Origin of the sequence: Nakamurella antarctica (genome assembly GCF_003860405.1) — a bacterium.
In the GTDB taxonomy this organism is placed as follows: Bacteria; Actinomycetota; Actinomycetes; order Mycobacteriales; family Nakamurellaceae; genus Nakamurella; species Nakamurella antarctica.
This window is the reverse complement of the sequence record NZ_CP034170.1, coordinates 63,080-85,414: the sequence shown is the minus strand read 5'-3', so window position 1 is coordinate 85,414 and position 22,335 is coordinate 63,080. Positions and strand designations below refer to the sequence as shown.

At 62.4% G+C, this 22,335-nt stretch carries 22 protein-coding genes; 5 read left to right on the top strand and 17 right to left on the bottom strand.

The features are described from left to right. The first annotated feature begins 270 nt into the window (after positions 1-270). On the top strand, positions 271-1,305 hold the full coding sequence (locus tag EH165_RS00405; RefSeq protein ID WP_124797544.1) for an LLM class flavin-dependent oxidoreductase: 1,035 nt from the start codon (positions 271-273) through the stop codon (positions 1,303-1,305). 88 nt (positions 1,306-1,393) lie between these two features. On the opposite strand, the gene EH165_RS00400 is transcribed toward EH165_RS00405, so the two are convergent. From EH165_RS00400 to EH165_RS00330, 15 genes are all read right to left on the bottom strand, one after another. After that, complete coding sequence (locus EH165_RS00400) at positions 1,394-2,329, bottom strand: hypothetical protein (protein ID WP_124797543.1); 936 nt, start codon at positions 2,327-2,329, stop codon at positions 1,394-1,396. A 219-nt stretch (positions 2,330-2,548) separates the two neighbouring features. After that, positions 2,549-3,625, bottom strand: a complete 1,077-nt coding sequence (locus tag EH165_RS00395; RefSeq protein ID WP_124797542.1) for a Gfo/Idh/MocA family protein — start codon at positions 3,623-3,625, stop codon at positions 2,549-2,551. Next, complete coding sequence (locus EH165_RS00390; RefSeq protein ID WP_206426020.1) at positions 3,625-4,137, bottom strand: MaoC family dehydratase; 513 nt, start codon at positions 4,135-4,137, stop codon at positions 3,625-3,627. Before EH165_RS00390 ends, EH165_RS00395 begins: the two co-directional genes overlap by 1 nt. Then, on the bottom strand, positions 4,134-5,312 hold the full coding sequence (locus EH165_RS00385) for a CaiB/BaiF CoA transferase family protein (protein ID WP_124797541.1): 1,179 nt from the start codon (positions 5,310-5,312) through the stop codon (positions 4,134-4,136). The genes EH165_RS00390 and EH165_RS00385 overlap by 4 nt, the downstream gene beginning before the upstream one ends. Further along, complete coding sequence (locus EH165_RS00380) at positions 5,309-6,169, bottom strand: amidohydrolase family protein (protein ID WP_124797540.1); 861 nt, start codon at positions 6,167-6,169, stop codon at positions 5,309-5,311. Before EH165_RS00380 ends, EH165_RS00385 begins: the two co-directional genes overlap by 4 nt. Further along, complete coding sequence (locus EH165_RS00375) at positions 6,166-6,615, bottom strand: MaoC/PaaZ C-terminal domain-containing protein (RefSeq protein ID WP_124797539.1); 450 nt, start codon at positions 6,613-6,615, stop codon at positions 6,166-6,168. Before EH165_RS00375 ends, EH165_RS00380 begins: the two co-directional genes overlap by 4 nt. Continuing rightward, positions 6,612-7,784 (bottom strand): type 2 periplasmic-binding domain-containing protein, encoded by a 1,173-nt coding sequence (locus EH165_RS00370; RefSeq protein WP_124797538.1) that lies wholly within the window; start codon positions 7,782-7,784, stop codon positions 6,612-6,614. The genes EH165_RS00375 and EH165_RS00370 overlap by 4 nt, the downstream gene beginning before the upstream one ends. Positions 7,785-7,835: 51 nt before the next feature. Next, a complete protein-coding gene (locus EH165_RS00365) occupies positions 7,836-8,492 on the bottom strand; it encodes an RraA family protein (RefSeq protein WP_124800199.1) in 657 nt (218 codons plus the stop codon). Positions 8,493-8,541: 49 nt separating this feature from the next. Then, on the bottom strand, positions 8,542-8,865 hold the full coding sequence (locus EH165_RS00360; RefSeq protein ID WP_124797537.1) for an L-rhamnose mutarotase: 324 nt from the start codon (positions 8,863-8,865) through the stop codon (positions 8,542-8,544). 19 nt (positions 8,866-8,884) lie between these two features. Next, positions 8,885-10,009, bottom strand: a complete 1,125-nt coding sequence (locus EH165_RS00355) for an enolase C-terminal domain-like protein (protein WP_124797536.1) — start codon at positions 10,007-10,009, stop codon at positions 8,885-8,887. A 60-nt stretch (positions 10,010-10,069) separates the two neighbouring features. Further along, the gene (locus tag EH165_RS00350; RefSeq protein ID WP_124797535.1) at positions 10,070-11,155 is read right to left on the bottom strand and encodes an enolase C-terminal domain-like protein; all 1,086 of its coding nucleotides are present in this window, start codon (positions 11,153-11,155) and stop codon (positions 10,070-10,072) included. A 2-nt stretch (positions 11,156-11,157) separates the two neighbouring features. After that, positions 11,158-12,153, bottom strand: a complete 996-nt coding sequence (locus EH165_RS00345; RefSeq protein ID WP_124797534.1) for an aldo/keto reductase — start codon at positions 12,151-12,153, stop codon at positions 11,158-11,160. Positions 12,154-12,228: 75 nt separating this feature from the next. Then, the gene (locus EH165_RS00340) at positions 12,229-13,173 is read right to left on the bottom strand and encodes a carbohydrate ABC transporter permease (protein WP_124797533.1); all 945 of its coding nucleotides are present in this window, start codon (positions 13,171-13,173) and stop codon (positions 12,229-12,231) included. Continuing rightward, the gene (locus EH165_RS00335) at positions 13,170-14,066 is read right to left on the bottom strand and encodes a carbohydrate ABC transporter permease (RefSeq protein ID WP_124797532.1); all 897 of its coding nucleotides are present in this window, start codon (positions 14,064-14,066) and stop codon (positions 13,170-13,172) included. The genes EH165_RS00340 and EH165_RS00335 overlap by 4 nt, the downstream gene beginning before the upstream one ends. Positions 14,067-14,133: 67 nt before the next feature. Then, positions 14,134-15,387, bottom strand: a complete 1,254-nt coding sequence (locus tag EH165_RS00330) for an ABC transporter substrate-binding protein (RefSeq protein ID WP_164479031.1) — start codon at positions 15,385-15,387, stop codon at positions 14,134-14,136. A 248-nt stretch (positions 15,388-15,635) separates the two neighbouring features. Here EH165_RS00330 and EH165_RS00325 point away from each other — a divergent pair, with 248 nt between their 5' ends. Together EH165_RS00325 and EH165_RS00320 are read left to right on the top strand one after the other, a co-directional pair. Further along, positions 15,636-16,385, top strand: coding sequence for an SDR family NAD(P)-dependent oxidoreductase (locus EH165_RS00325; protein ID WP_124797530.1), 750 nt, complete (start codon positions 15,636-15,638; stop codon positions 16,383-16,385). Positions 16,386-16,479: 94 nt separating this feature from the next. Then, positions 16,480-17,250: a GntR family transcriptional regulator gene (locus EH165_RS00320; protein WP_124797529.1), complete on the top strand. Its 771-nt coding sequence runs from the start codon at positions 16,480-16,482 to the stop codon at positions 17,248-17,250. A gap of 73 nt (positions 17,251-17,323) precedes the next feature. On the opposite strand, the gene EH165_RS00315 is transcribed toward EH165_RS00320, so the two are convergent. Beyond that, positions 17,324-19,240: a DUF8034 domain-containing protein gene (locus EH165_RS00315; RefSeq protein ID WP_124797528.1), complete on the bottom strand. Its 1,917-nt coding sequence runs from the start codon at positions 19,238-19,240 to the stop codon at positions 17,324-17,326. 119 nt (positions 19,241-19,359) lie between these two features. Further along, entirely contained in the window at positions 19,360-20,256 is an 897-nt protein-coding gene (locus tag EH165_RS00310; protein WP_164479030.1) for a helix-turn-helix domain-containing protein, read from the bottom strand. Between the two features lie 84 nt (positions 20,257-20,340). Here EH165_RS00310 and EH165_RS00305 point away from each other — a divergent pair, with 84 nt between their 5' ends. Together EH165_RS00305 and EH165_RS00300 are read left to right on the top strand one after the other, a co-directional pair. Then, positions 20,341-21,189 carry a phytanoyl-CoA dioxygenase family protein gene (locus EH165_RS00305; RefSeq protein ID WP_124797526.1) on the top strand — a complete coding sequence of 283 codons (849 nt, stop codon included), beginning with the start codon at positions 20,341-20,343 and terminating at the stop codon, positions 21,187-21,189. Next, positions 21,170-22,246 (top strand): NHL repeat-containing protein, encoded by a 1,077-nt coding sequence (locus EH165_RS00300; protein WP_124797525.1) that lies wholly within the window; start codon positions 21,170-21,172, stop codon positions 22,244-22,246. Before EH165_RS00305 ends, EH165_RS00300 begins: the two co-directional genes overlap by 20 nt. Positions 22,247-22,335: the final 89 nt, after the last annotated feature.

The following is a 22,335-nucleotide window of genomic DNA, read 5'->3' as shown; positions in this document are numbered from 1 at the left end:
GCTGGATGCGGATACGTCGCGGCCCTGGTTCAATCTAGTGGAAGGCCCCGACAACGGCATCAGGATTTTCCGCAGGTATTCGTAGACCTCCCCTCTCGGGGATTGCCGTCATCGAAGAATTTTTACCCCCTACATGAGCGCGTCCCCTTTCGACCGTTCGCCGTTGTTTCACGTGAAACGCCAACGGCCCGCTGAAGTTGGTCTGCTGCCCTATCTGCGCAGGTCAACGGCGTCGGGAATAAAACCCTTCAGCTAGTTGTATGAACGTACATGGAATTCGGCGTATATACCTTTGGCGACATTCACCCTGACCCGCTCACGGGAGCCAAGACTGACCCCGGTCAACGGCTGAAAGAAATCATCGATCGGATCACCTTTGCCGACGAGCTTGGGCTGCACTACTTCGGAATCGGCGAGCACCACCGCCCCGAGTACTCGATCTCCGCGCCCGCGACCGTGCTGGCAGCAGCGGCAACCGTCACCAAAAAGATCAAGCTTGGCAGCGCCGTCACCGTTCTGAGTACCGAAGACCCGGTGCGTGTCTACCAGCAGTTCGCCACAATCGATCTGCTCAGCAACGGACGTGCCGAGCTGCTCGCCGGCCGCGGATCCTTCATCGAAAGCTTTCCGCTCTTCGGGTACGAACTGGCGGACTACGACGAGCTCTACGAAGAGAAGCTCGCACTGCTGCTCAAGATCGACGAACGCCCAGAAATCACGTGGTCGGGTCACCACCGACCAGCGCTCGTCAATCAGGTGGTGCTCCCCCGACCCGTGGGCGGCCATCTCTCGATCAGCATCGCCACAGGCGGCAATCCCGAGTCCTCGGCCCGCGCGGGGCTGATCGGTTTGCCCATCAACTACGCCATCATCGGCGGCCAACCCGAACGCTTCGCCCCACTGGTCAATCTCTACCACGAGGCCTACGCCCAAGGTCCGGGCGTCTTGGGCGCCGACAAGGTCACCGTTTCCGCGTTCGGCTTCGTCGCGGAAGAATCTGCGGCGGCTACAGACACGTACTTCCCGTACTGGATGGACTCCATGGGCCGGATCGCGAGGGAACGGCGCTTCAGCCCGCCGAGTGAAGCCAGCTATGTGGACCAAACCGGCCACCGCGGCGCACTTTTTGTGGGCTCTCCGGAGGAGATTGCCGAGCGCATCGTCTATCAGCACGGACACCTGAAAATGGATCGCCTCGCGCTGCAGATGGACTTATCCGGGGTGCCCCACCACCTGGTGATGAAGTCGATCGAGCTGCTCGCCACCGAAGTGATGCCGATGGTGAACCGCGAGCTCGGTCACTGACAACACCCGGGCACACCCGCTCGAAACCCACCAGATCGAAACCCGCCGAGCGGTGCGATATAACGCCGTACGTGCTGTTTTCTCAGCATTAACGCACCGCTCGGCGCATCTGGCGGCGAATCATCTCCATCACTGCGTCGCGTTCGGTCCAAAACGACACTCCTGTCATAGAGAACATCGTCCAGCCCAATGACGTGAAGACGTTATTACGGCGTCTATCCACGGCCAGGGCCGCTCCCGTGTGGAACTCAACCCCGTCATACTCGAATCCGATCTTGTATTCCTCCCAACCCAGGTCGAGGCGGTATCGGCGACCATCGGGCCCGATTACCACTAACTGAGGGGTCGGAGCGGGCAGGCCGGCGGCGAAACATGCGTAGCGCAGCCACGACTCGGGTGGTGATTCCGCACGCGGATCTGCCAAGTGCGCAACGTCACGAACTTTGCGGATGCCCCGCAGACCCGCCGGGCCGCAGAATCGGAGAAGCTCCGCCGCAGAGGTGCTTCCGGACCGAAGCGCCGCATCGAGAACTCCCAAAGCGCGCATATTGTCTGGCATCTGAGCCGCGATTCGGATTGCAGTTTCAGCCGCCCCGGTTGCTGCTCGGCCGCGGACCCAGCTGAAGTCTTGATACGTGGAAAAGCGGTGTACTCGCAGCCCAGGTACCTGACTGGCGTGGTCGGAGTCGCCGAGGATGTGTAGCCTGCCGTCACCGGCGATGTCGAACCCGTACAGGGATGCTGCGGTGTGAAGGCAAGCTACTGCGGGTCGACCCCAGCGCTGATCGACCGCCGCCAAGGCGGCATGCAGGTCCGGGCGACCTAGGACGTAGCTGTTGCGGCATTGCTTGCTGATCGCTCCCGCCCTCGCGTAGCGATCGAGGTCTCCGGGGCTCAGAAACTGGCGCAATTGACTCCCCGAGATGGCGCCGCCCTGTATCGAAGCCAGTGCGATGAGCGCATCAGGTAACCGGGAAGCAGGACGGTGAGGTGCGAGTTGGGGATCGGAGATCGCTAGGTGCATCGCTGGATCCTCGCCCCCGCCCACTGTGCAGCGGGGCAGCTTCCAGCAATCTGTGAATGGAATTGGTCTTGTGGATAAGTTCGGTGGAGACGTTTGCCTGCGGCGGGGCTGAAGTCAGAACCTACGCCGAGCGGTGCGCTATGACGGACATTCCGCCCAAATCCGAGCCACAACGCACCGCTCGGCGGAAAACGGGCACCGCTCGGCGAAAGGCGGGCCCTAGAGCCGCACCACTTCCTCGGATTCCATCGAGCGGTACAGCGCCGCCACCAGTTCAACCGTCTTGACGTTGTCACTGACCGCGGTCCGCGGCGGCGAGCCCGTCGCGATCGCTTCCAGCACCGAGCCCATCGTCCCGATAAAAGCGTGCGGGAACCAGCGCTGGGTAACGGGGTATGGCATCCACCCGTCGGTGCCAACAACGGAGCTGGTCACTTCCAGGGTGTCGGGGCGGCCGGTCGGGTAGTCGTACATCAACCCCAGGGTGCCGCGGATAGCCCCGCCGGTGCCTTCGATTCTGAACTCCGCGGTGTCGTCCCCGCCCGGGTTCATATGGTTGGCAAACACCAGGGCGGACGCGCCACCTGCAAAACGGTAGCTGCTCGTGGTGCGAGTTTCGCCGATCGGAAATTGACCCGGAACCCGTCCCCCGTCCGCGTGCACCGATGACGGTTCGCCGAGGAACCACCGGACGACGTCATGGTAATGAATCGAGTGCACCATTACCTCGAGCCGCTGCATCTCCTTGGCCCACTCCCACTGCTTCCAGTCGGTGAAGACGTTGACGGAAAGCGTGAAAGAGGTCAGCGTTCCGAGCCAACCCAGCTCGACCATCCGATGCGCTGCAGCAATTCCCTCGTCGAAGCGCAGCTGTTGGTTCACGGCAGCGACAACCCCCGCGGAAGCGGCCAGGGAAGCCAGTTCTCGCGCTGTTTCTGGATCTACCGTGAATGGTTTCTGCGCCAAGATGTGTTTCCCGGCGGCGACAGCTGCCCGGAAGATCGCCGCCTGCTGCTCTACGGGAACGGCGATGTCGACTACCTCCACTCGGTCGTCGGCCAGCAGTTCGGCGAGCGAGCCGTACACGCGGCCGATGCCGTGGCGCGTAGCAACGTCGCGGGCCCGATCGAGGTCCACATCGGTGATGCCCACCACCTCGAGGCCGGCCAGTTTGTAGGCCACCAGGTGCTGGCCATCCACGATGCCACCCGCCCCGACGATGGCGATCGGGCGTTTGTGCTCCTCCGGGACAAAAAGCCTGCAGTAGTCGGAAATCTCGCGGAAAAGATCAATCATTACAGCCCCTTTGCTGTTGCCGGGTCCCGGTACTTCACCGTCTGCAGATGTTCGCAATAGAGCACGATCTGCTCATCATCGGCGCGAAACACCTCGTAGGAAACGGTGAACAACCCCATCTCGTCGTACTTGGGTTCCTTCCGCAACAAAGTGCGCATCGTGTAGATGGTGTCGCCGATAAAGACGGGCTTGATGAAGCGGAGGCGGTCATATCCGTAACTGAACGTGTGGATGTTGTTGTGCGCCATCAGCCCCATGCCGTACCCGAAAACGAGCGCGCCCGGCACGATCCGGCGCCCGAAAAGTCCCTCATCGCGGGCAAAGATATCGTCGGCGACGTAGGGGTGCAGGTCGACGAGCATGCTGCTGAAGATCATCACCTCGCCCTCGGAAATGGTGCGGCGGATCGAGCGGTCGACCTCCCCCACCTCGTAGTCCTCGTACATCTTTACGTCTTGATTCCAGACCGGAACCTTGTTGCGCGCGACCGGATCAGAGTTGGGGTTTTTCACTGTGCTGCCTCTTCCCTAAACTCGGCCCGAATCGCTTTGGTGTGGGCGCCCAGGTGCGGTGCGCCCCGGTTGTTTTTCAGCGTGCGGCCGTCGAATCGCACCGGTGCGCGCAGCGTTTGAAGATGCACCGGGGCGCCGCCTGCGGCGCTGAGCCTTGTCACTTGCTGGGTCATATCCAGGGCCAGGAAGCCGTCGTGTCCAACGAGTTCGGGCAAGGTCAGAACGGGCGCGCACCACACATCGGCCGCATCCAGAATCGTCAACCAATGCTGCGTTTCCTCGGTCGCGAGGTGATCAGCTAGCGCGCGGGTAATCGCGGTCTGCTCCGTCCACCAGGTATCGGGGTCGGTGTACTGCTCGAGCTCCGCAAGCCCGATGAGGGTGCCGAGTTCGGTCACCGAAGTCATCGCGATGGCGAGATAGCCGTCGGAGGTGGGATAGATGCCGTAGGGCGCCTGCAGGAAGGCGTGCGCGGTATTGCGCGCCCCCCGTTTGACGACGATCGACGAGTCGTCGAGGTGCGCGCTCAGCAGCTCAAACTGCAGGTCGAGCATGCCCTCGAGCAGACTGGTGTCGACGCGTCCACCCAGGCCGGTGCGTTCGCGACGTAACAGTGCTGCGGTGATGCCGCTGGCGAGATGGATCGAGGCGATGATATCGGCGATCGCCACCCCCACCGGAACGGGCGGGTCTTCGGAACTGCCATTGAGCCACGGAAGCCCCGATAGCGACTGGGCCAGAAGGTCTTGCCCCGGTCGGTCTTTCCATGGGCCTTCGGCGCCGTAGCCGCTGACGCTCGCGTAGATGACGCCCGGATTGATCTCGGCTACCGCGTCGTAGCCGAACCCGAGTCGCTCCATAATGCCGGGGCGAAAGTTCTGGATGATCACGTCCGCTTTTGCCACGAGCGCCCGCACTCCCACCAGGTCGCCCTCATTTTTAAGGTCGGCCGCGTAGCTCTCCTTATTACGGTTGGTGATGTGGAAGGAAAGGGTATCGCCGTCCTCCACAATTCCGGCGAACGCGAGTCGACGGCCAATGTCGCCGCCCTGCGGCCGCTCGATCTTGATCACGCGCGCACCCAGATCACCGAGCCTCGTGGCCGCCATCGGGCCCGCCAGAAACTGGCTGAAATCAAGTACAAGCATGCCGTCGAGGGGCAATGAATCGGTCATGACACGTCCAAGGAGTAGGTGCGGATTGCCGTGCGGAAGAAGATGTCGTCCTGTTGGTCGGCGGTGAGATGAGCGATCACGTCGCGCTGAGCGTGCCACACACCCACAAAGTCGCCAGCAAGAATCGAGACAGGCCAGTCACTCCCGAGCATCATGCGAGTTGAGCCGAAGTGCTCCACCGCATGGTCGACGTAGGGCAGCCAATCCTGCCAAGTCCAGTCGGGACCGGAGGCCGTGTTGAGGCCCGAGAGCTTCACGCTCACGTTCGGGCGCGTTGCCACCTCGGCGATCAGCGAAGCCCACGGCTCCCAGCCCTTGTTTGCAATGTCGGGCTTCGCGAGGTGATCCAGCACAATCGTCAGCTGCGGGTGCCGATCGGCCAGCTCGGCGAGCATACTCAGATGCTCGCCGATGACGCTCACGACGTCGAAGGCCAGACCATGCTCTGCGAGCAAGCGCAGTGACGCATCCACTGAGTCCTGCAGCAGCCACCGGGGATCGGCGTAGCCGTGGTTGAGCACGCGTACCCCACGCACCAGCGGCGACGCGGCATAGAGCTCGATCGCGGCAGCTGCTTCAGCCGGGCGATCGAGCGGTGCCCACGCCACGACCCCCCGCACCACCGACACACTGGCGGCGACAGAAAGCATGTAGAAAGTGTCTTCGTAGGTGTCGGCCGCTTGCACCAAAACCGTGCCGGTGACGCCCGCCGCGGCTACCTCGGCTGCCACCTTTTCGGGACCAAAATCGGCATTGAGCGGCGCCACAGCATCCAGCCACTCGTAGCGTCGCTCGGACGGCATCCACAGATGCTGGTGCGTGTCGATCATCTGGGCGCTCTGATGGCTCTCGCTCATGATTCACTCCCGGGCCTGCGGTTGACGAGATAGAGATGAACAAAGGCGATGACTACTTCGTCGCGTTGATTAACAACTTCCACCTGCTCTTCGGCGATGCCGAAAAGTTCTGGGCGCTTGGTGTGCTCCTTCAAAGCCACAATCTCGCTGCGCGATGTGATGGTGTCCCCGATATGGACGGGTCGGATAAAGCGCACCCGGTCGTACCCGTAGCTCATCGCTTGGTCGTTGACTTCACCGGCAAGTTGGCCGACAGCCACGGAGAAAATCAGGGTGCCATGGGCAATCCGTTCACCGCCCGGCAGTGACTTCGCGAATTCGGCGTCCATGTGATGGGGGTAGAAGTCGCCGGTCTGGCCGGCGTGCAGCACGATGTCGGCCTCGGTGATGGTGCGCCCGTGGCTCTTCCGCGTCGAGCCCTGCTCATATTCTTCGAAATACGTCATGCGTTGGTGTCTCCTTTGCCAGTGGTCAGGTGAAGCTCCGGGAGACGCTCGATAGCGTCGAGCAGCGTGTCATCAACGCGGCACGCGATAATCGCGTCGCGCACCAGGTGCGACAGCGCGAGCTGCAGGTCGGGCCATCCCGGCACTCGGGGCCGCACCCAAGCGCGTTCCAGCGTGCGGAGAGTGTTCCGAAAGAACTGTTGAGTCGCTTGGTTTGTCGCGGCGCTCCGCCAGGCGCGCAGATTGCCCGGCTGACCACCGCCCGCCGTATACGGGCCGCTCTGCACTTCGGCGCCCGCAAGAGTCGCCGCGACAGCGAGAGCTAGGTCGGCATGCTGTGTGCTCGCGGAGACCGCGATTCCTGCGCCGCCCAGCGTGGAGCCCGAACTCTGCCCGTCAAAAGAAGGGATGTCGTCGTAGGCAAGTACGTGCTGGCGAAAGCCCGGCCGCGAATAGTTCGTGTACCCGAAGAGGGCGACACCCACGCTGTAGTCGTTGTTTTCTGCGACGAGCGCTTCCGCCGCGTCAATCGGGTTGGCCGTGGCGCACCAATCGGGGACGGCACCGCTCAGCTCGATCATGAACTCGAGTACTTCGCCGGCGATGCCTCTGTCGAGGAACAGCCCTGGTCCGACAAGCGATGCGGCTAGTGGCGCGCCGCGCTGGGCAAGAAGGGTCGCAAAACTACTGAAGGCATCGACCGGCTTGTAGGGCCAGACGACGGTTCCGGTGCGGGCAAGTGTGAGGGTGTCGCTCCACAGAAGCGGCGCGCCGTCGGCGCGGTCTGGCCTGAAAGCGCTCACCTGCGCCGCAGCATCAAGGGCCAGCCCCCACTGAGCACCGCGGTAGCGGTAACTCTCGTGGGAAAACCCGACGCTCTCGCGGGCGAGGTCATCGATCCCGGGTGTCGCGTCCAGGCAGAGGAGGGCGCCAGCCTCGACCGCATCGGCGATGTGGGGGTGATCAATCACCATGACGTCGAAGTCGCGAGCAAAATCGGCAATGTGTTGGTCGCCGAAGGCAAGCAGGGATCGAGCTTCCCACTCGAGGGTCACGCCGTGGCGTTCGAGTACGAGTGGGGCAGCGGCAAGGAGACCATCAACACCTCGTGGATGATCCCAGGTCATGCCCTTCAGCACGACGGTTGCTTCTGCTGACGCCTGCGACACGATGCCTCCGTTTGGTAGATTCTGTTACCGGCGAACCCCGGTGATTTCGCATCACAAAATGCGATGACGATCCCATACCGAGCGCAAAGATTCGCCGCCCAGCAACTCCTTCAACACTGTTGATTCCGCCGCCGCACGCCCCCGCGCCGCCGCCAGCACCTGGGCCTCGACAGCCTGAGGAACCACAACGACCCCGTCATCGTCGGCCATCACTAGGTCGCCATCGGAAATCTCGACACCAAGAATCCGCACTACACCGCGGGATGCGACAAGCTGCATCCGACGGCGAAAGTCGATGGGTCGATGCGAGCGCGCGAAAGCGGGAAAGCCAAGACGGGCGATCTGCGGGGTGTCTCGCAGATTTCCGTCCGTCACGACCCCCACGGCTCCGGCGCCGATCGCAGCGGCGCTAAACAACTCCCCCCAAAAGGCGGAGGCGTTACTTTCGCCGGTGGCGATCACGGCCAGTTCACCGCGATTCAACCCACTGATGTAATCGATGGCAGCGCCGTAGGGGTCGTCCGGAATGTCTTCCTGGCCGGCTTCAAACTGCGCCGTCGCGGCGCGCCCGAAGGCCCGCGTACCGGGGACAACGGGGATGAGCCGGTTCTCGAGAACCTGCGCACGCAGTCCACACTCATCCAGCGCGTCGCTGAGCATCGCAGTCGTGAGCCGTTCATCGCCCGGCTCCTGTTCACTTGCCTTCATCACTGCGTGCACTCCATTAATTCAGTGGCTAAAAAGGTGGATTTTGCTGTTAGTCGACGTGAAAAACTTCGGGGATCTCTTTCCACCACTCCCCCTCCGCGCGATCATCGAGGGGGCGCTGGAGCGGCATGCATACGTCCCACCACTCCTGAGTTACCGGATCGGCCGCCATCGCGTTCATATCACCCTCGAAGTCGTGGCCGACGTATTCCATATAGGAAAACAGCAGTTCGCCGTGCCGGTAGATCGAGTAGTTCGCGATGTTGCTGGCCTTGATCCGCTCGAGCACCGCGGGCCACACAGCCGCGTGGAGAGCCTCGTAGCGCTCGGAATTTTCCGCCGGTAGGCCGATCACCGATGCCATTCGTTTCATGTCAATTCCCGCTCTCCGGTCACAGTATTTCGATGGTCGCGTTGTCGATGGCATCCCAGTCGTAGACGGCGCCGAGCCCCGGAGCCTGAGGCGCGTAGGCGTATCCATCCCGAATATCGAGCGGCTCCGCCAGACCAAACGTGAAATCTTCGAGCGGATACAACAGCTCGAACCATCCGGTGTTGCTCATCGACAATGCAGTGTGCAGGTTCGCGAATTCGAGTGGGTGGTAAATGGTGGTGTGCAGCTCGCAGGTCATCCCGAATGCTTCCGACAATCGGGCGACCTTGAGGGCTCCTGTAATGCCCCCGCGCCACGATGCATCGGTACGTACGATGTCGACGGCGCCGCTGGCGATAAATTGCGCCGTGAGATGGCTTCCACCCGCGATCGTCTCCGTGCCCGCGATGGGGATGTCGAGCTTTTGCCGCAGCTTGATGTAGGAGGCCATGTCGTAGTCGTAGAACGGTTCCTCGAACCAGAGGTAGCCGAGCGACTCCAGCTCGCGCCCCACCCGGAGCGCCTCTTCATAGGAGTGCGTGGCAACGGGATCGGCCATCAGCGGATAGTCCGGGCCCACTGCGTCTCGGACGGCGGCGTAGACCTCGAGGTCGAGTGCCGCGGGTGCGGGTGGGTGCACCTTGTAACCGCGGATACCGCGGGCCTTCACCTCGAGAGCCTGCGCCGCGTATTCCTCGGGCGAGGCTAAGAACATCGAACTGACATAGACAGCTCTGCGGTCCGCGGCGGTGCCGATCAGCTCGTGGATGGGCAGGCCTGCGCGGATGCCCGCGATATCCCAACACGCCACGTCGAAGGGCCCGTAGGCGTAGATCGGTGAATGGTTCCAGCGCCGATCGAAGGAACGGAATTCTTGTGCGTTCTTCTCCCGAGCCATCGGGTTTCGCCCGATAAAGAACGGTTTGATCTGGGCGAACGCGCGGGCGGTGATCGTCGCGTCGAGCCCTCCGGAGCCAAAGGCAACCCCGGTGATCCCTTCGTCGGTTTTAATCGACACCACTACGACGTCGGGGGCGAGACCCCCGCGTAGTTTGGCCCTGTCGACCTCATCGACCTTGTCAATAGCCTCGCCCTGCACCATCCCCGGTCGGCAGGCTCGGATTTCAACATCGGTGATCTTCATGCGGGTTCGATCTCCACTCTTTTGTCAGCAAACTCAGCAGTCACGTTTTGGGGCAGAGCGTTATTCAGCAAGTACGGCGGCGAGCAGCGCGGGCGGCCCGTCCACCCAGCTCTCCTCATACCCGACCCCCGGCAAGGTGGGCGCATGGGCGTTGCCTGCGGCATCGACGTCGGCCGGCCGCCGCACCGGGTTGGAGTCGATAAGCGATTCGTAATAGGTCGTGTTGCTAATCGACATGCACAGATGACGGTTGGCGACGCCGGGTCCGTGGACTTCTGCTCGGAGCAAGAACGCATCAGCCAGGTGCGCGGTACGCATCGCGCCGGTAAATCCGCCGCGCAGTCCGGTGCTCGTCCGCACTGCCGCGGCGCATCCGGCGACAATGAAATCTGCCGTCTTCATGTGCGATCCCTCAGCCACTTCCGCGACGATCAGCGGTACTTCGACGCGCTCGGCCAGCCAGGAGTATGCGGTGACGCTGAACTCGCGCATCGGTTCCTCATACCAGAGGTAGTCGGCCGCACTCAGAGCCTTGCCGAGGTATGTCGCATCGAGCAGGTCGAACCCCGCGGACCCGTCATACATCAACGGGACGTCGGGGCCGACGTGCTCGCGGAGTGCTTCCGAGAGCCGGGCATCCCGGCGTGCATCACCCCACGCGTGCAACTTGATGGCCGTGTACCCGAGTTCCAGGCATTGATCAGCCACGTCGAGGTATTCCTCGATACAGGAGAAGGTGACGGTCGATGCGTAGGCCGGGATCGACTCGCGATAGGAGCCGAGCAGTTGATAAACGGGCATCTGCGCAGCTTTTCCGCCGATGTCCCACAGCGCTACGTCGATGACGCCTTGGACGAAGACGGGGAAGCGGTCGATGCGGTCGAGTTCCCAGATTCTTTCCCACAAAAACTCGCGGGCGATCGGATCACGGCCCACCAGCTCGGCGCGGATGCGACGGTCGATCACGTCTTGCAACATGGCGCCGCGCAACGTGAATGCCAGCCCGGAGACCCCTGCGTCGGTGCGGATCACCAGCCACGCACCGTCCGCGGCGGGCTCCGATCCCGGCAGACCCGCACGCCAGACAAACGGCGGCTCGTAAGCGGGAACGGGTACTCGGACGACGTCGACGCCGGTGATGATCATGGTCAGCTTTCTGCGACAGGCGTTGGCGCGCTCGCGTCAATGAGGGCGCCGGAAACGAGGTCATTCCACAGCTGGTCGGGGATCGGGAATGCCGCTAGGTCGGCGTTGCGCTGCACCTGCTCGCCCGTGCGCGCGCCCGTGCACACGGTTGCCACGGCGGGGTGACCCATCGCAAACTGCAACGCGGCCGCGGGCAGCGAAACACCATGGGACTCACACACATCGGCGATGGCGTTCACCCGCTCAATGAGTGCAGCGGGCGCCGGTGCGTAGTTGTAGGTGACGCCTGCAGGCGGTCGATCACGGGCAAGTAAGCCCGAGTTGAACGGCGCTGCAGCAACGATAGAAACGCCGCGCTCCGATGCAGCGGGCAGCAGGTCGAGTAGCGCGCCTTGCTCAAGCAGGGTGTACCGGCCTGCGCACATGACGACATCGAGATCGGTGCCGCGGACAAAATCAGTAAGCATCGCGGTCTGGTTCATCCCCGCACCGTAGGACGTGATGACGCCTTCGCTGCGCAACTTCTCAAGCGCGGGGAAGGCGCCGTCCATCGACTCCTGAAAGTGCTCATCGGGGTCGTGAACGAAGACCACATCGATATGACCGACCCCCATTCTTTCCAGGCTCTGATCGAGGGACCGCCGCACACCATCCGCGCTGTAGTCAAGCCGGCGCGTTAACTCGGAAACCACCGCAAAGCCCTGGTCATCGGGCTGGGCGCCCCGAGGATTTTCTACCAGGAGGCGACCCACCTTGGTCGAGACGATGTAGTCGCTTCGAGGCTTCGAGCGCAAAAACTCGCCGAGCCGACGCTCGCCGAGCCCGAGTCCGTAATGCGGGGCAACGTCGAAGTACCGAATACCCGCCGCCCACGCCGCCTCGAGGGCCTCGTGCGCAGATTCGTCAGAGACTTCGCGTCCCAGGTTGGCTATTGGCGCGGCACCAAAGGAGTTCGCGTCAACGCGCAGGCCGCCCCGTCCCAGGTCGCGCATCGTCATCGGTTACCCGGCGCGTGCGCGGTCATCGCTGCCTCAGCGCAGCCACCCGGGAACCTCCAGGTGCAGCCATGGCGCTCAACTCTTTACCGCGCCGGCAAGCACACCGCGGACGAGCAACCGCGAGGAAATCAGAAAGACGATGAGGATGGGGACGGCGACGATCAGGCCCGCGAGGGCGATCTCCGGTCGGCCAATCACGCTCTGTTGGGCCCCGTTGGACGGATTCAGCGCCGGGGTGGAGCTGAATAAGATACCGAGACCGACTGGCAGCGTGTAGTTCTCGGCCGACCCAAGCATCACGTACGGCAGGAAGTAGTTCACCCACGCAGCGCTGAAGCTGAAAAAGGCAAGCATCCCGAAGAGACCCTTGGACAACGGCAAAACGATCAGGAAGAACGTCTTGAACTCGCCGGCGCCGTCGACGCGGGCGGCTTCAAAAAGTTCCGGTGGGATCGACGTCGAGAAATAAATGTAGGCAAGGAAGACGCCGAACGGATAGAACGAGCTGGTCAAAATGACGGACGCTGGCGTGTCGTAGAGCCCCAGGTCGGAGATTTCGACAAACAGCGGGATCACGAGGGCGACCGGCGGGATGATCGTCGCAACCAAAGTGGTGATGAGCAGTGTGCGCTTGAACGGAAGCGCCGTGACCGCAAGTGCATAGCCAGCAAGAATAGCTGTCACACACGAGACGGCAACGATGACGAGGGTGTACACCAACGAGTTGACTACCCACTCAACAATGACGCCGTCTTGGAAAGTCTGCAAATTCTCCCAGGCAAGTTTGTAATTGGAGAACTTGCCAAAGGAGAACGGCGCGTCGTCGTTGAGTTGCGCTGAAGTCTTGGATGGCGCAATGAGGAGCCAAATCATCGGAATGACGCTCACCAGCGCGAAGACAATGAGCAAAATCCAGAGCGTGATGCGGCCAAACGTGACCTTTTCGCGGTGCGCTTTCTTGGTGTGCCGACCGGAATGGGGCGTGTCGGTGGGTGCTTCGTCTACGTCGATGAATGTCATTTGCGCTTTACTCCTGAGCCTTCAAAGAAGTCCGTCCGGAAGATCAAAACGACCGCGGAAACAATGCATACGAGGAGCAGCATGAGGGACAGCGCCGCTGCAGCCCCGAGATTGTTTCCTTGGAAGGCGAAGCTGTAGCTGAGTTGATTCAGCGACCAGTTGGAGGCCAATCCCGGGTACACGGATGCCGAGATCAGCTGGGGCTCGACAAATACTTGGAGCCCGGCGGCGAAAACGAGAATTCCCATGTACACCAGGTACTTCTTGATCAGCGGGAGCTTAATCTTCAGCGCGATCTGGGGGCCTGAGGCCCCGTCGATGCGGGCGGCTTCCAGAATGTCGTCGGGGATCGACTGCAACGAGCCGTATTGCACGACGATCCAGTTGCCGGCTCCCGTGAAGAATGCCATGACGACAAAGATGTACGCCAGGTTTGGCGCCCGCCAGATGTCGCCGCCCTGGGTAAGCCCCAAGGCCTTGAGGATGTCTTGATACGGGCTGAGTGTGGGTTCGAGAAGGAAGTACCAGACGAGCACCGACGTAGCCCCGGTCAGGGAAGCGGGCACGAGGTAGGCCAGGCGCAGCGAGATGTTCCATTTGCCCTGCACGGTGTCGAGCAGCAGGGACATCCCGGCAACCACGATCAGCATGGCGGGCACATACAGGATCAGGAAGATCCCGACATTTAGCAGTGCCGGCAGAAACCGAAAGTCTTGGAGCACTTGCAGATAGTTCAGAGGTCCGCCGTCCGGGTTGAGAACCGATGCCTCTAAAGAGGTCCGGGCGGCCACGACGATCGGCACGATGCCGAAGGCGATGAGCAGCGCAAAGTACGGCGCAAACATTATTGAGCCCACGAACAGGCTGTTCAACTTGGTGTGTGACCGCGCCACTGCGACCCCTTCGATTAAGACGGACCTTCGGCGCCGGGGCAATGGCCCCGACGCCGAAGGAGACCTTTTACTTGGTTTCTACCGTGTATCCGGAAGACGGAGCAAGGTTCTGCAACGACTTCGCGAAGTCGGTCTGAGCGGCTTCTAGCGTGCCGCCGCCGTTGATTCCAGCCTGGAGAACCGTGCCGATTTGCGCGACGAAGGGGAATCGGACTGGCCGATCTACCTGGGAAATCTTGTTCGCGCCCGCGGCCATGGCCGGGTACGGGTTCGAGGCGTAGTACGGGTCAACCGAGATGCGCGCTTCCCACAGCTTGTTGGCTGGACCGTAGGCCGGGAAGGTAGGCGTGGTTTCCAGCTTTGCCATGACGTCAGAGGTGGTCATCCACACTGCGGCGTCTGCTGCTGCTTGCGGGAAGGCCGAGTGGGAGGAGACGGTGAACACGCCGCCGCCGTATGCGCCCGAGCGATCATCGGGTGCCGGGCCCCATGCGGGCATGTTTGCCGCAGCAATTTCGCCCGCGGGGACACCCCAGGAGTCGGCTGGCTTGATGACAAAGTCACCGAACCATGAGGGCCCGAGGGTCATGGCGACCTTGTTCTTCTTCGCCACATCGGCGATGAAACCGGCGTCGAAGCTCGAGCGCTTGTCGACTACACCAGCATCAAGAAGCGGTTGGACAAGCTTGGAAACGCGCGTGCACTTCGGGTCCTCCGGTGCGATCCGGACCGTATTGGGAGCCGTGATCTGCGCTAGTGGGCATTCGCTCGACTGGAGGAAGGAGGCGTAATAGTTCTGATCACCAATGGCGCCAGCGGAATAGCCGGTCCCCTTGAGCTTCATGGCGGTAGCCGCGAACTCCTCCATGGTGGTCGGAACCGTCAGCTTCAACTCCTTGAAGATCTTGGTGTTGTACCAGAGCACGGTGTTGGCCAGATCGTTCTTCAGGCAGTAGTACTTGCCGTCGAACAGGCAGTCGCTGTTGCCTTCACCAAAACCGGTGAAGATGTCCTTCGACACGGTGGTGGTGAGGTCGGCGGCGAAGCCATTGCTCGGATCCAGGAACTGCGCGGTGTCGGCGGCGGTGCCGAAGATGATGTCCGGCCAGCCTTTCTTGGCCCGGTTGACCAGGGTGATCTTGGTCTGGGCATCCGCCTGAGCGATGACCTCGATCTTGATGTCGACCTTGCCTGCCATGAGCTTCTGGTAGGCCTCTGCTTGCGGCACGCGGGGGTGTCCACCCAGAACAGGAGTGACGGGGTTCCGCCGGCTGCGGGAGCGTTCGAGCCACTCGCCGAATCCGACTTTGAGGACGAGCACCCGGCGAGGCTGGCTGCCAGCGCCGCAACAGTGACGATGGCCACTGATAGTCGTTTCATTCGAACTTCCTTTCATGCCGTGAGGGAACGAAAGAAAGCATCTTCGCTCCGGTGTGAAACAGATGCTACATGATTTCCCAGAATCCTATACACTATTTCCCAGACGATTTACTGAACTGTTATAACGGCTGATTCCGCAAGCTGGAATAGGTCGCCATCACCACTCAACGGAGAGAGCGCGGAGCACACATGTCCGATCTGACTGGCCTCACAGCCGTAGTCACCGGTGCCGGGTCCGGCATCGGTTTATCCACCGCCCAGAACTTCGCGGCGGCGGGGGCGCGAGTTTTTGGACTTGACCTTTCAGTCGGCGCCTTGGACGGCGTCGCCGAGTGGATCCACTGCGATATCGGATCCTCGGATTCCGTTGCCGAAGCCTTCGCCACTATCTCTGCCGCAGTGTCGGTCTTGGACATCTTGGTCAACAACGCCGGTATCGGCGCAGTAGGCAGCGTCGAAGATGCCACCGATGACGAATGGGCCAAGGTGCTCAACGTCAACGTGGTCGGCATCGCCCGGGTCACCCGCGCGGCGCTCCCCTTGCTGCGAGCCAGCAATGCCGCTTCGATTGTCAATACGTGTTCCGTGGCAGCGACAGTCGGTTTGCCCCAGCGCGCTATCTACTCCGCGAGCAAAGGGGCAGTGCAGGCGTTGACCTTGGCGATGGCGGCCGACCTCGTGCACGAAAAAATCAGAGTCAATTGCGTCAACCCGGGTACGGCGGACACCCCCTGGGTAGCCCGACTGCTCGACCTGGCAGCGGACCCCGCGGCGGAGCGAAGTGCGTTGGAGCAGCGCCAGCCGAGCGGGCGCCTTGTCGCAGCCGCCGAGGTGGCCAGCGCGATCAGCTTCCTGGCACACCCACAGCAGCGATCCATTACCGGGACCATCCTTGGCGTCGACGGCGGAATGAACGGTTTGCGGGTTCCGTCGCTGTAGCCGCGGTGCGACGGCATCATTCCTGATCGCATATACGATTGGCGGCGGCCTGGTCCCAATCCTGGCCGAACAGATCAACGGAGGGCTCCTGGTTATGGCACGAGACTCGGCTCGTCGCACCGGCGCGAGCCCGAAACGGCTCGTGCTGGCGGACGAAACCTACGACGCGATTAAAGCCATGATCCTTGACCACGAGATCTCGCCAGGCGAGCACGTGGGCATCGACGAGTTGTCCCGAGATCTATCCGTGTCCCAAACCCCGATTCGCGAGGCGCTGGCACGACTGGAGGCCGACGGCCTTGTGACGAAAATTCCGCTCCGCGGATACCGCGCGACGGATCTACTGTCCGTGCAGCAGTTTGACGAGCTCTTCCAGTTCCGCGGGCTGATTGAACCGTGGGCGGCAGCGGAAGCGGCTCGGCACCGCACGCGCCGCGACATTGCGGCCCTCGAGGCGGAACTTGATCGGGCCGATCACATCCCGCAATCCGCCGCCACGACCTTCTTCGCTGAATCTGTCGAGCACGACACGCGTCTTCACACGCTGGTGGCGCAGGCTTCGGGTAATGCATTCGTGGAGGGTGCGTTTATTCGCACTCGCTGCCATCTGCACCTATTCCGGGTCTACAAGGCCTCCATCGGTCGCGAAGGTGACGACGGCCCTGGTTCCGGGTTCGTCAGCGATATGTTCGCCCAGTACTACCAGTCCGGCCAGCGGCCTCTTGCTTTCGCCGAACACGAAGCGATCGTGCAGGCCATTTCAGCGAGCGACAGCTCAGCAGCGAGCGCGCTGATGCTGGCGCATATAGAGTCCTCGCGGCAACGATTCACCGCTGCGGTCGAGGCCCTCAACGCCGACGACTGAGCGTCACCTGTCGCTCCGCGATTCGGCCCCGGCAAAGAACCGATGCTCTCTTCCCCGGAGCCCAGTCCTCTACCTAGTTCGTCGCCCGACCCCGAATAAGGGGCGCCCAGTCGCTCCTGCGTGACCATGGCGTTTCATAACTCGGCGAGTTGACATACCGCGACATCGTGGCCCGCAGGTGCGCCCTCGAGCCTGCGGCGAGCGCCACTTCGAACCATCGTCCATCCACGCCGGTGGCGGGACCACCAAGCACTGAAACATCCCCGAATCGGTGCTCGCCGAACGAGCCGGCTTGCACCACCACGGTGCGCGCGTTCTCAGTGTCGAGATTCACCAGTTCGAGTTCCACGAAGTCAGGGCCAATCGCACTCACCAGGGCCGCAACGCCGTCCGGCAACCCGGCACGCCGCCCGACAGCGTCGTAATACCGTACGGTGGCGTGCTGCAACCCACCGTGCGACATGTGCATCGGGGCGCCCCACATCAGCTGAACCAGCGATTCAAAATAGACCGGGTTGAACTCCTGCCAAATATGGATTGCGTACCCATCGATCTGTAAGTCGATCGCGTCCGTGTGCCCATCGATGTGGTGAATGCCGCCAAAGCCAGCCGGGTCGCCGTCGGCGGATCGCATCCTTCGCAACTGCTGCTCGATAAGTGCAATATTCGCTGTCAGCGCCTGTTCCGGGTAGTCGGGATTCTCGCCGGAGATGTAGGTGAACCATGCCGCGGTGTTGACGTTGAAGTGCTTCGCGGAGAGCGGGGCCACCGGGTACCGCGCTGTGGTCCAGTCGGCATCGCCGCGGACCCGTTCGACGCGCGCGCGGTCCTCGTCCGCCAACGTCCTGGCCCAGACCTGAATCGGGTGCAGCGAATTCGGCACACGGTAGTCGGTCCAGCCGCTGTCAAAGTGCTTATTGGGCACGACCCACGCACCATCGGCATCACGGCCAAGGTCGAAATTGGCGTCGAGTTGCTGCCGGGTGAGCGCGAGGTGCGACTCGTCCCCGGTCAGCAACAACGCATTCAGACCAGCATTGAGCGTCGGCTCGATGATGGTCAGGAAGCCGTGCGGCCAGCGCCAGCCGTAGTGGCCGCCCCACCATTTGCCGTCGAGGTATTCGCCGACGCGCCCGGAGAGCCCAACGTTATCGGGCAGGATCCCGTCATTTGCGTCCGCGCGGGCCTTCCAGCGCGCGATGTAGTCGGTGACCCACGTGCGCAGGTCCTCGTCGCCGGAGTACATGAAGGCGTGCGTCATCTGGCCAGTGGCGTTCATGTTGAGGGGGACGTCGCCGCGGGTGGTGCGCTGATTCATCTTTTCGATGATCTCTGCGAAGACCCGGTCGTCATCCCAGGGCGTGGTGGCCCCGGGGAACGGAACGCCCTCGATGTCTTCGAACGGCGGCAGGTAGTCGTTCAGCACCCCGCGATGTGTTCCCAAGTCCTCCGCGGTGACGACAAATCGGGGGCCCTTGCTGCCGGATTGCGGAGCGCGGATGATCCCCAGCTCCGGGTCGTAGTTCGGCGCGAGCGGGTCGTGTCCGGTGTACATCTTGGCGAAACTGATGGCGCGCTGTCGGTCGATGAGGGATTCGGGTTTGGTCAGCCCGAAGAAGTAGTGGAAGAGGTTCGCCTCGCCGTGGTGCATCCAGTCGTAGTAGCAGTCGAACTCGCGCTCAATCTGCCCGTACTGCGTCCACTGCCAGGTAATCGCGTCCCACATTTTCCGGGCAAGTTGGTACACCGACTCGTCGCCGCTGATGCTGTAGAAAAGCGCCAGATACTGGAAAGCCTCGTAAGGATCGTCAGATCCGTCCATGCCGGGCCACTCTTCGCGCCAGATCAGGGTGCCATCGTCGCGGGTGTAACGCGCCACGAACTCGGGCGCCGCTTCGGCGATCGTTGTCATGATCTGGCGCTGCATCACCGCCCATTGAGGTGGCGTAACGGCAGTTCCGCATTGGACGCGGGGAAGGTTCTCGCTCATCGCTGTATCGCCACCGATTCTGCAGACGGATTGTAGTGATCCTAGATACTATATGATTTCTTTCTATCTTCACATGCCTGGCACGAAGGGGTTGTCCCGAGATCCAGCCCGAAAGGCCTTCAGGACAGCGGGTTCCGCGACTGCTGGTCTCGAAAACTGCGCGGCGAGACCCCCACGCGCAGTGTGAATAGACGCGAGAAGTAGGCGGGATCGGCGTATCCTACCTGTCGCGCCACCCGCGAAATGGACTCTTCCGTTGACGTCAAAAGCTCGCACGCTCGGGCCACCCGGTGATCGAGAAGGTATTCCAGCGGGGTAGACCCGGTTAACTGCGCGACGCCGTCTCGGAGGCGATCCACACTCAGACCCAAGCGTCGGGCGCGTTCGGCCATCGAAATTGACTCAAAAGCGTGGCTGACGAAGCGCTGCAACAGATTTCCCGACGCCCCTAATTCATCCTGCTCCGCCCGGCAACGAATCACGTCCACGAGAATGCGCTGGACGAGAAGAGAGGCCTCCATCTGGCCCAAGATGCTGGCGTCTTGAATCCACTGTCGGAGCGGCCCGAAGTGCGATACGACGGTTTCGACGTTGCCAGAACCGGTTCCACCGCCGTCGGCCGCCGTGCTGATTCCGCCACCCCCGTGTACCAGCGGCATTACGGCGGAGGTAGCGGGCCTGACGCCAAGTTCGGCGTAAGCGGCAACAGCGTTACCCGTGAATACGATCCAGTGTTCCACCCAGCCGGCCTCGCTCGGCCCATACCCGTGCTTGACGCCCGGGGCCAGCCACATCGCGGTGGGACCATCTATAGATATTTCCGCTGGCGACGACGAGTCGACGTACCAGCCCGACCCACTCGAGATGACGACGAGCGCGGAGCTCGCCAACCGGCGACCACGGAAGCCGCGCCACGACCCCCGTTGCTCGCCGGCGCCGACACAGGCAATTGAGTGTGTCGCCAGACCTTCCAGCGGCGTCGTGAAATGCGCCCAATTCTGCGGCGAAAAGTCCATGTGTGTGATTCTGCCAGCACAAGTCCAAGTATTGCCTGCGGTAATCCATGGAAAGTAGATCTGCATTTGTCCAATACTCGATGCATGATCACCTCCAACGGCTACACGCTGGACGAAGCCCCGGCGCGTTTGGGTGCCCTGCAGCCGGTCCCCGACTCCGAGCGCGGAGACAAAGACGCACTGTGGTCGCGAATGCGACGCGACGGCTACCTGTATTTGAAGAACCAGATCGACCCCGAGCTGGTGCGTGCCTTTCGCGAGTACTACTTCACGAAGATGGCCGAGACCGGCCTCGTGGAGCGCGGTTCCGACATGCGCGAGGCGGTCGGAACGCAGGTTGCCATCGATCGAGCGTTGCTGCGCAGCATCTTGTTTGGGGATATCGTCCCCGGCTCGGAATACGAGTCGTTGACATCCCACCCGTCCATCAAGGGCTGGTTCGAGTGGTTTCTCGGCGACGACGTGCATTTGCACAAGCGCAAGATCATCCGGCACACCCGCCCCGGTGAGGCCGGGATCGGCACCGCCACCCAGGCCCACTACGACTTGGTGTACCTGCGCGGCGGGACCGACAAGGTGCTCGCCATGTGGATTCCGTTGGGCGATTGCCCTGTGGACATGGGCGGCCTGACCTACCTCGAGGGCAGCCACCACCCCGTCATGGCCGACGAACGCAACGGCGTCCTGCGCGCCGCCGAATGGATCACCGCCGACCTACCCAAGCTGGCGGAAAAGTACGACTCGCGGTGGCTTGTCGCCGATTACGAAGCGGGCGACGTCGTGGTTCACTCCTCGCACATCATCCACGCGGGCACGGACAACGTTGATAGCCAGGATCGGTTGCGGCTCTCGACCGACATCCGCTATCAGCGTGCCTCGGAACCGATCGACTGGCGCTGGCAGGAGCATTGGCATGACCAAGATGGACTCTGAACCGGTGGACTCTGAACCGGTGGGCACTGAAGTGGTGGGCACTGAAGTGGTGGGCACTGAACCGGTGGGCACTGAACCGATTAGCTCTGGACTGGTCGTTCGGATTGGCGAGCGCGACTATCACTGGACCGAGACCGACGCACGCTTTGGACTATCGCCTGGGCTGGCGCATCAAGGGGTGGCCGCGCTCGCTGGCGGCGGCGTTGTTACCGCCTCCGCGAGCGGAAACCACCTGGTGCTCGTCGGTGCCTCCCCCGCTCCGATGCTGTCGGCCGAACTGGAAATCACCGAATGCCACGATATGTGGCTCGACAACGTTCCGAGCGAGGGCGCGCCTTCGCTCTGGGTCGCGGACAACGGCTTTAAGCCGATGCCCACCGGCGAGGAAAACGAGCCCATCGTCGACACCCCCGGACGCGTCGTCCGTTTGGGCATGGATGGCGTTGTGCTGCAGGAGATCTCCGCCGCTGCGGTTGCGCCAGAACTCCAAGCATGGCGGCCCACCAGTATTGCGGTGACGGACGACCGCATCTGGGTTGCAGATGGCTACGGCCAGAGCGCCGTGCACTGCTTCACCCGAGCGGGCGAGCTTCTCTGGTCCAAGACGACAACCACGGACGGCATCAGGTTGCACCAACCGCACGCCATCGCGGTGGATCCTCGGAGCGAGGACGTGCAGATTTTGGTGGCCGACAGGGGCAACCGGCGCATCCTTCGCCTCTCTTCCGGTGGCGACGAACTGGGTTCGTTTGGCGGCGACATCCTCACCAGCCCATCGGGTTTCGCTTTTGAGGGCAACACCCTGTGGGTGACCGAACTGGGCGGCGGACTCGTCACCTTCGACGAGAACGACGTGTGCACTGCGAGATACGGCGACCCGACGCTACCGCGATCCGCGGACTGGCCGAACGAGCGGGTTGACGGGGTTTTGGTGCGACCCACGTTGGTTCCGGGGACGTTCCGGAGCCCGCATGGGATTGCGGTTGATGCTGCCGGAGCCGTTCACGTCACGGAGTGGCTCATCGGCGGGCGACTGATCACGCTCACCCCCGCCTGACCCGCACCCTCTTTTTTTCGCCGAGCGGTGCCCTACGAGGCGAAATCGGGCTCGTCGCGCGCTTTAGCGCACCGCTCGGCGAGGTTCGC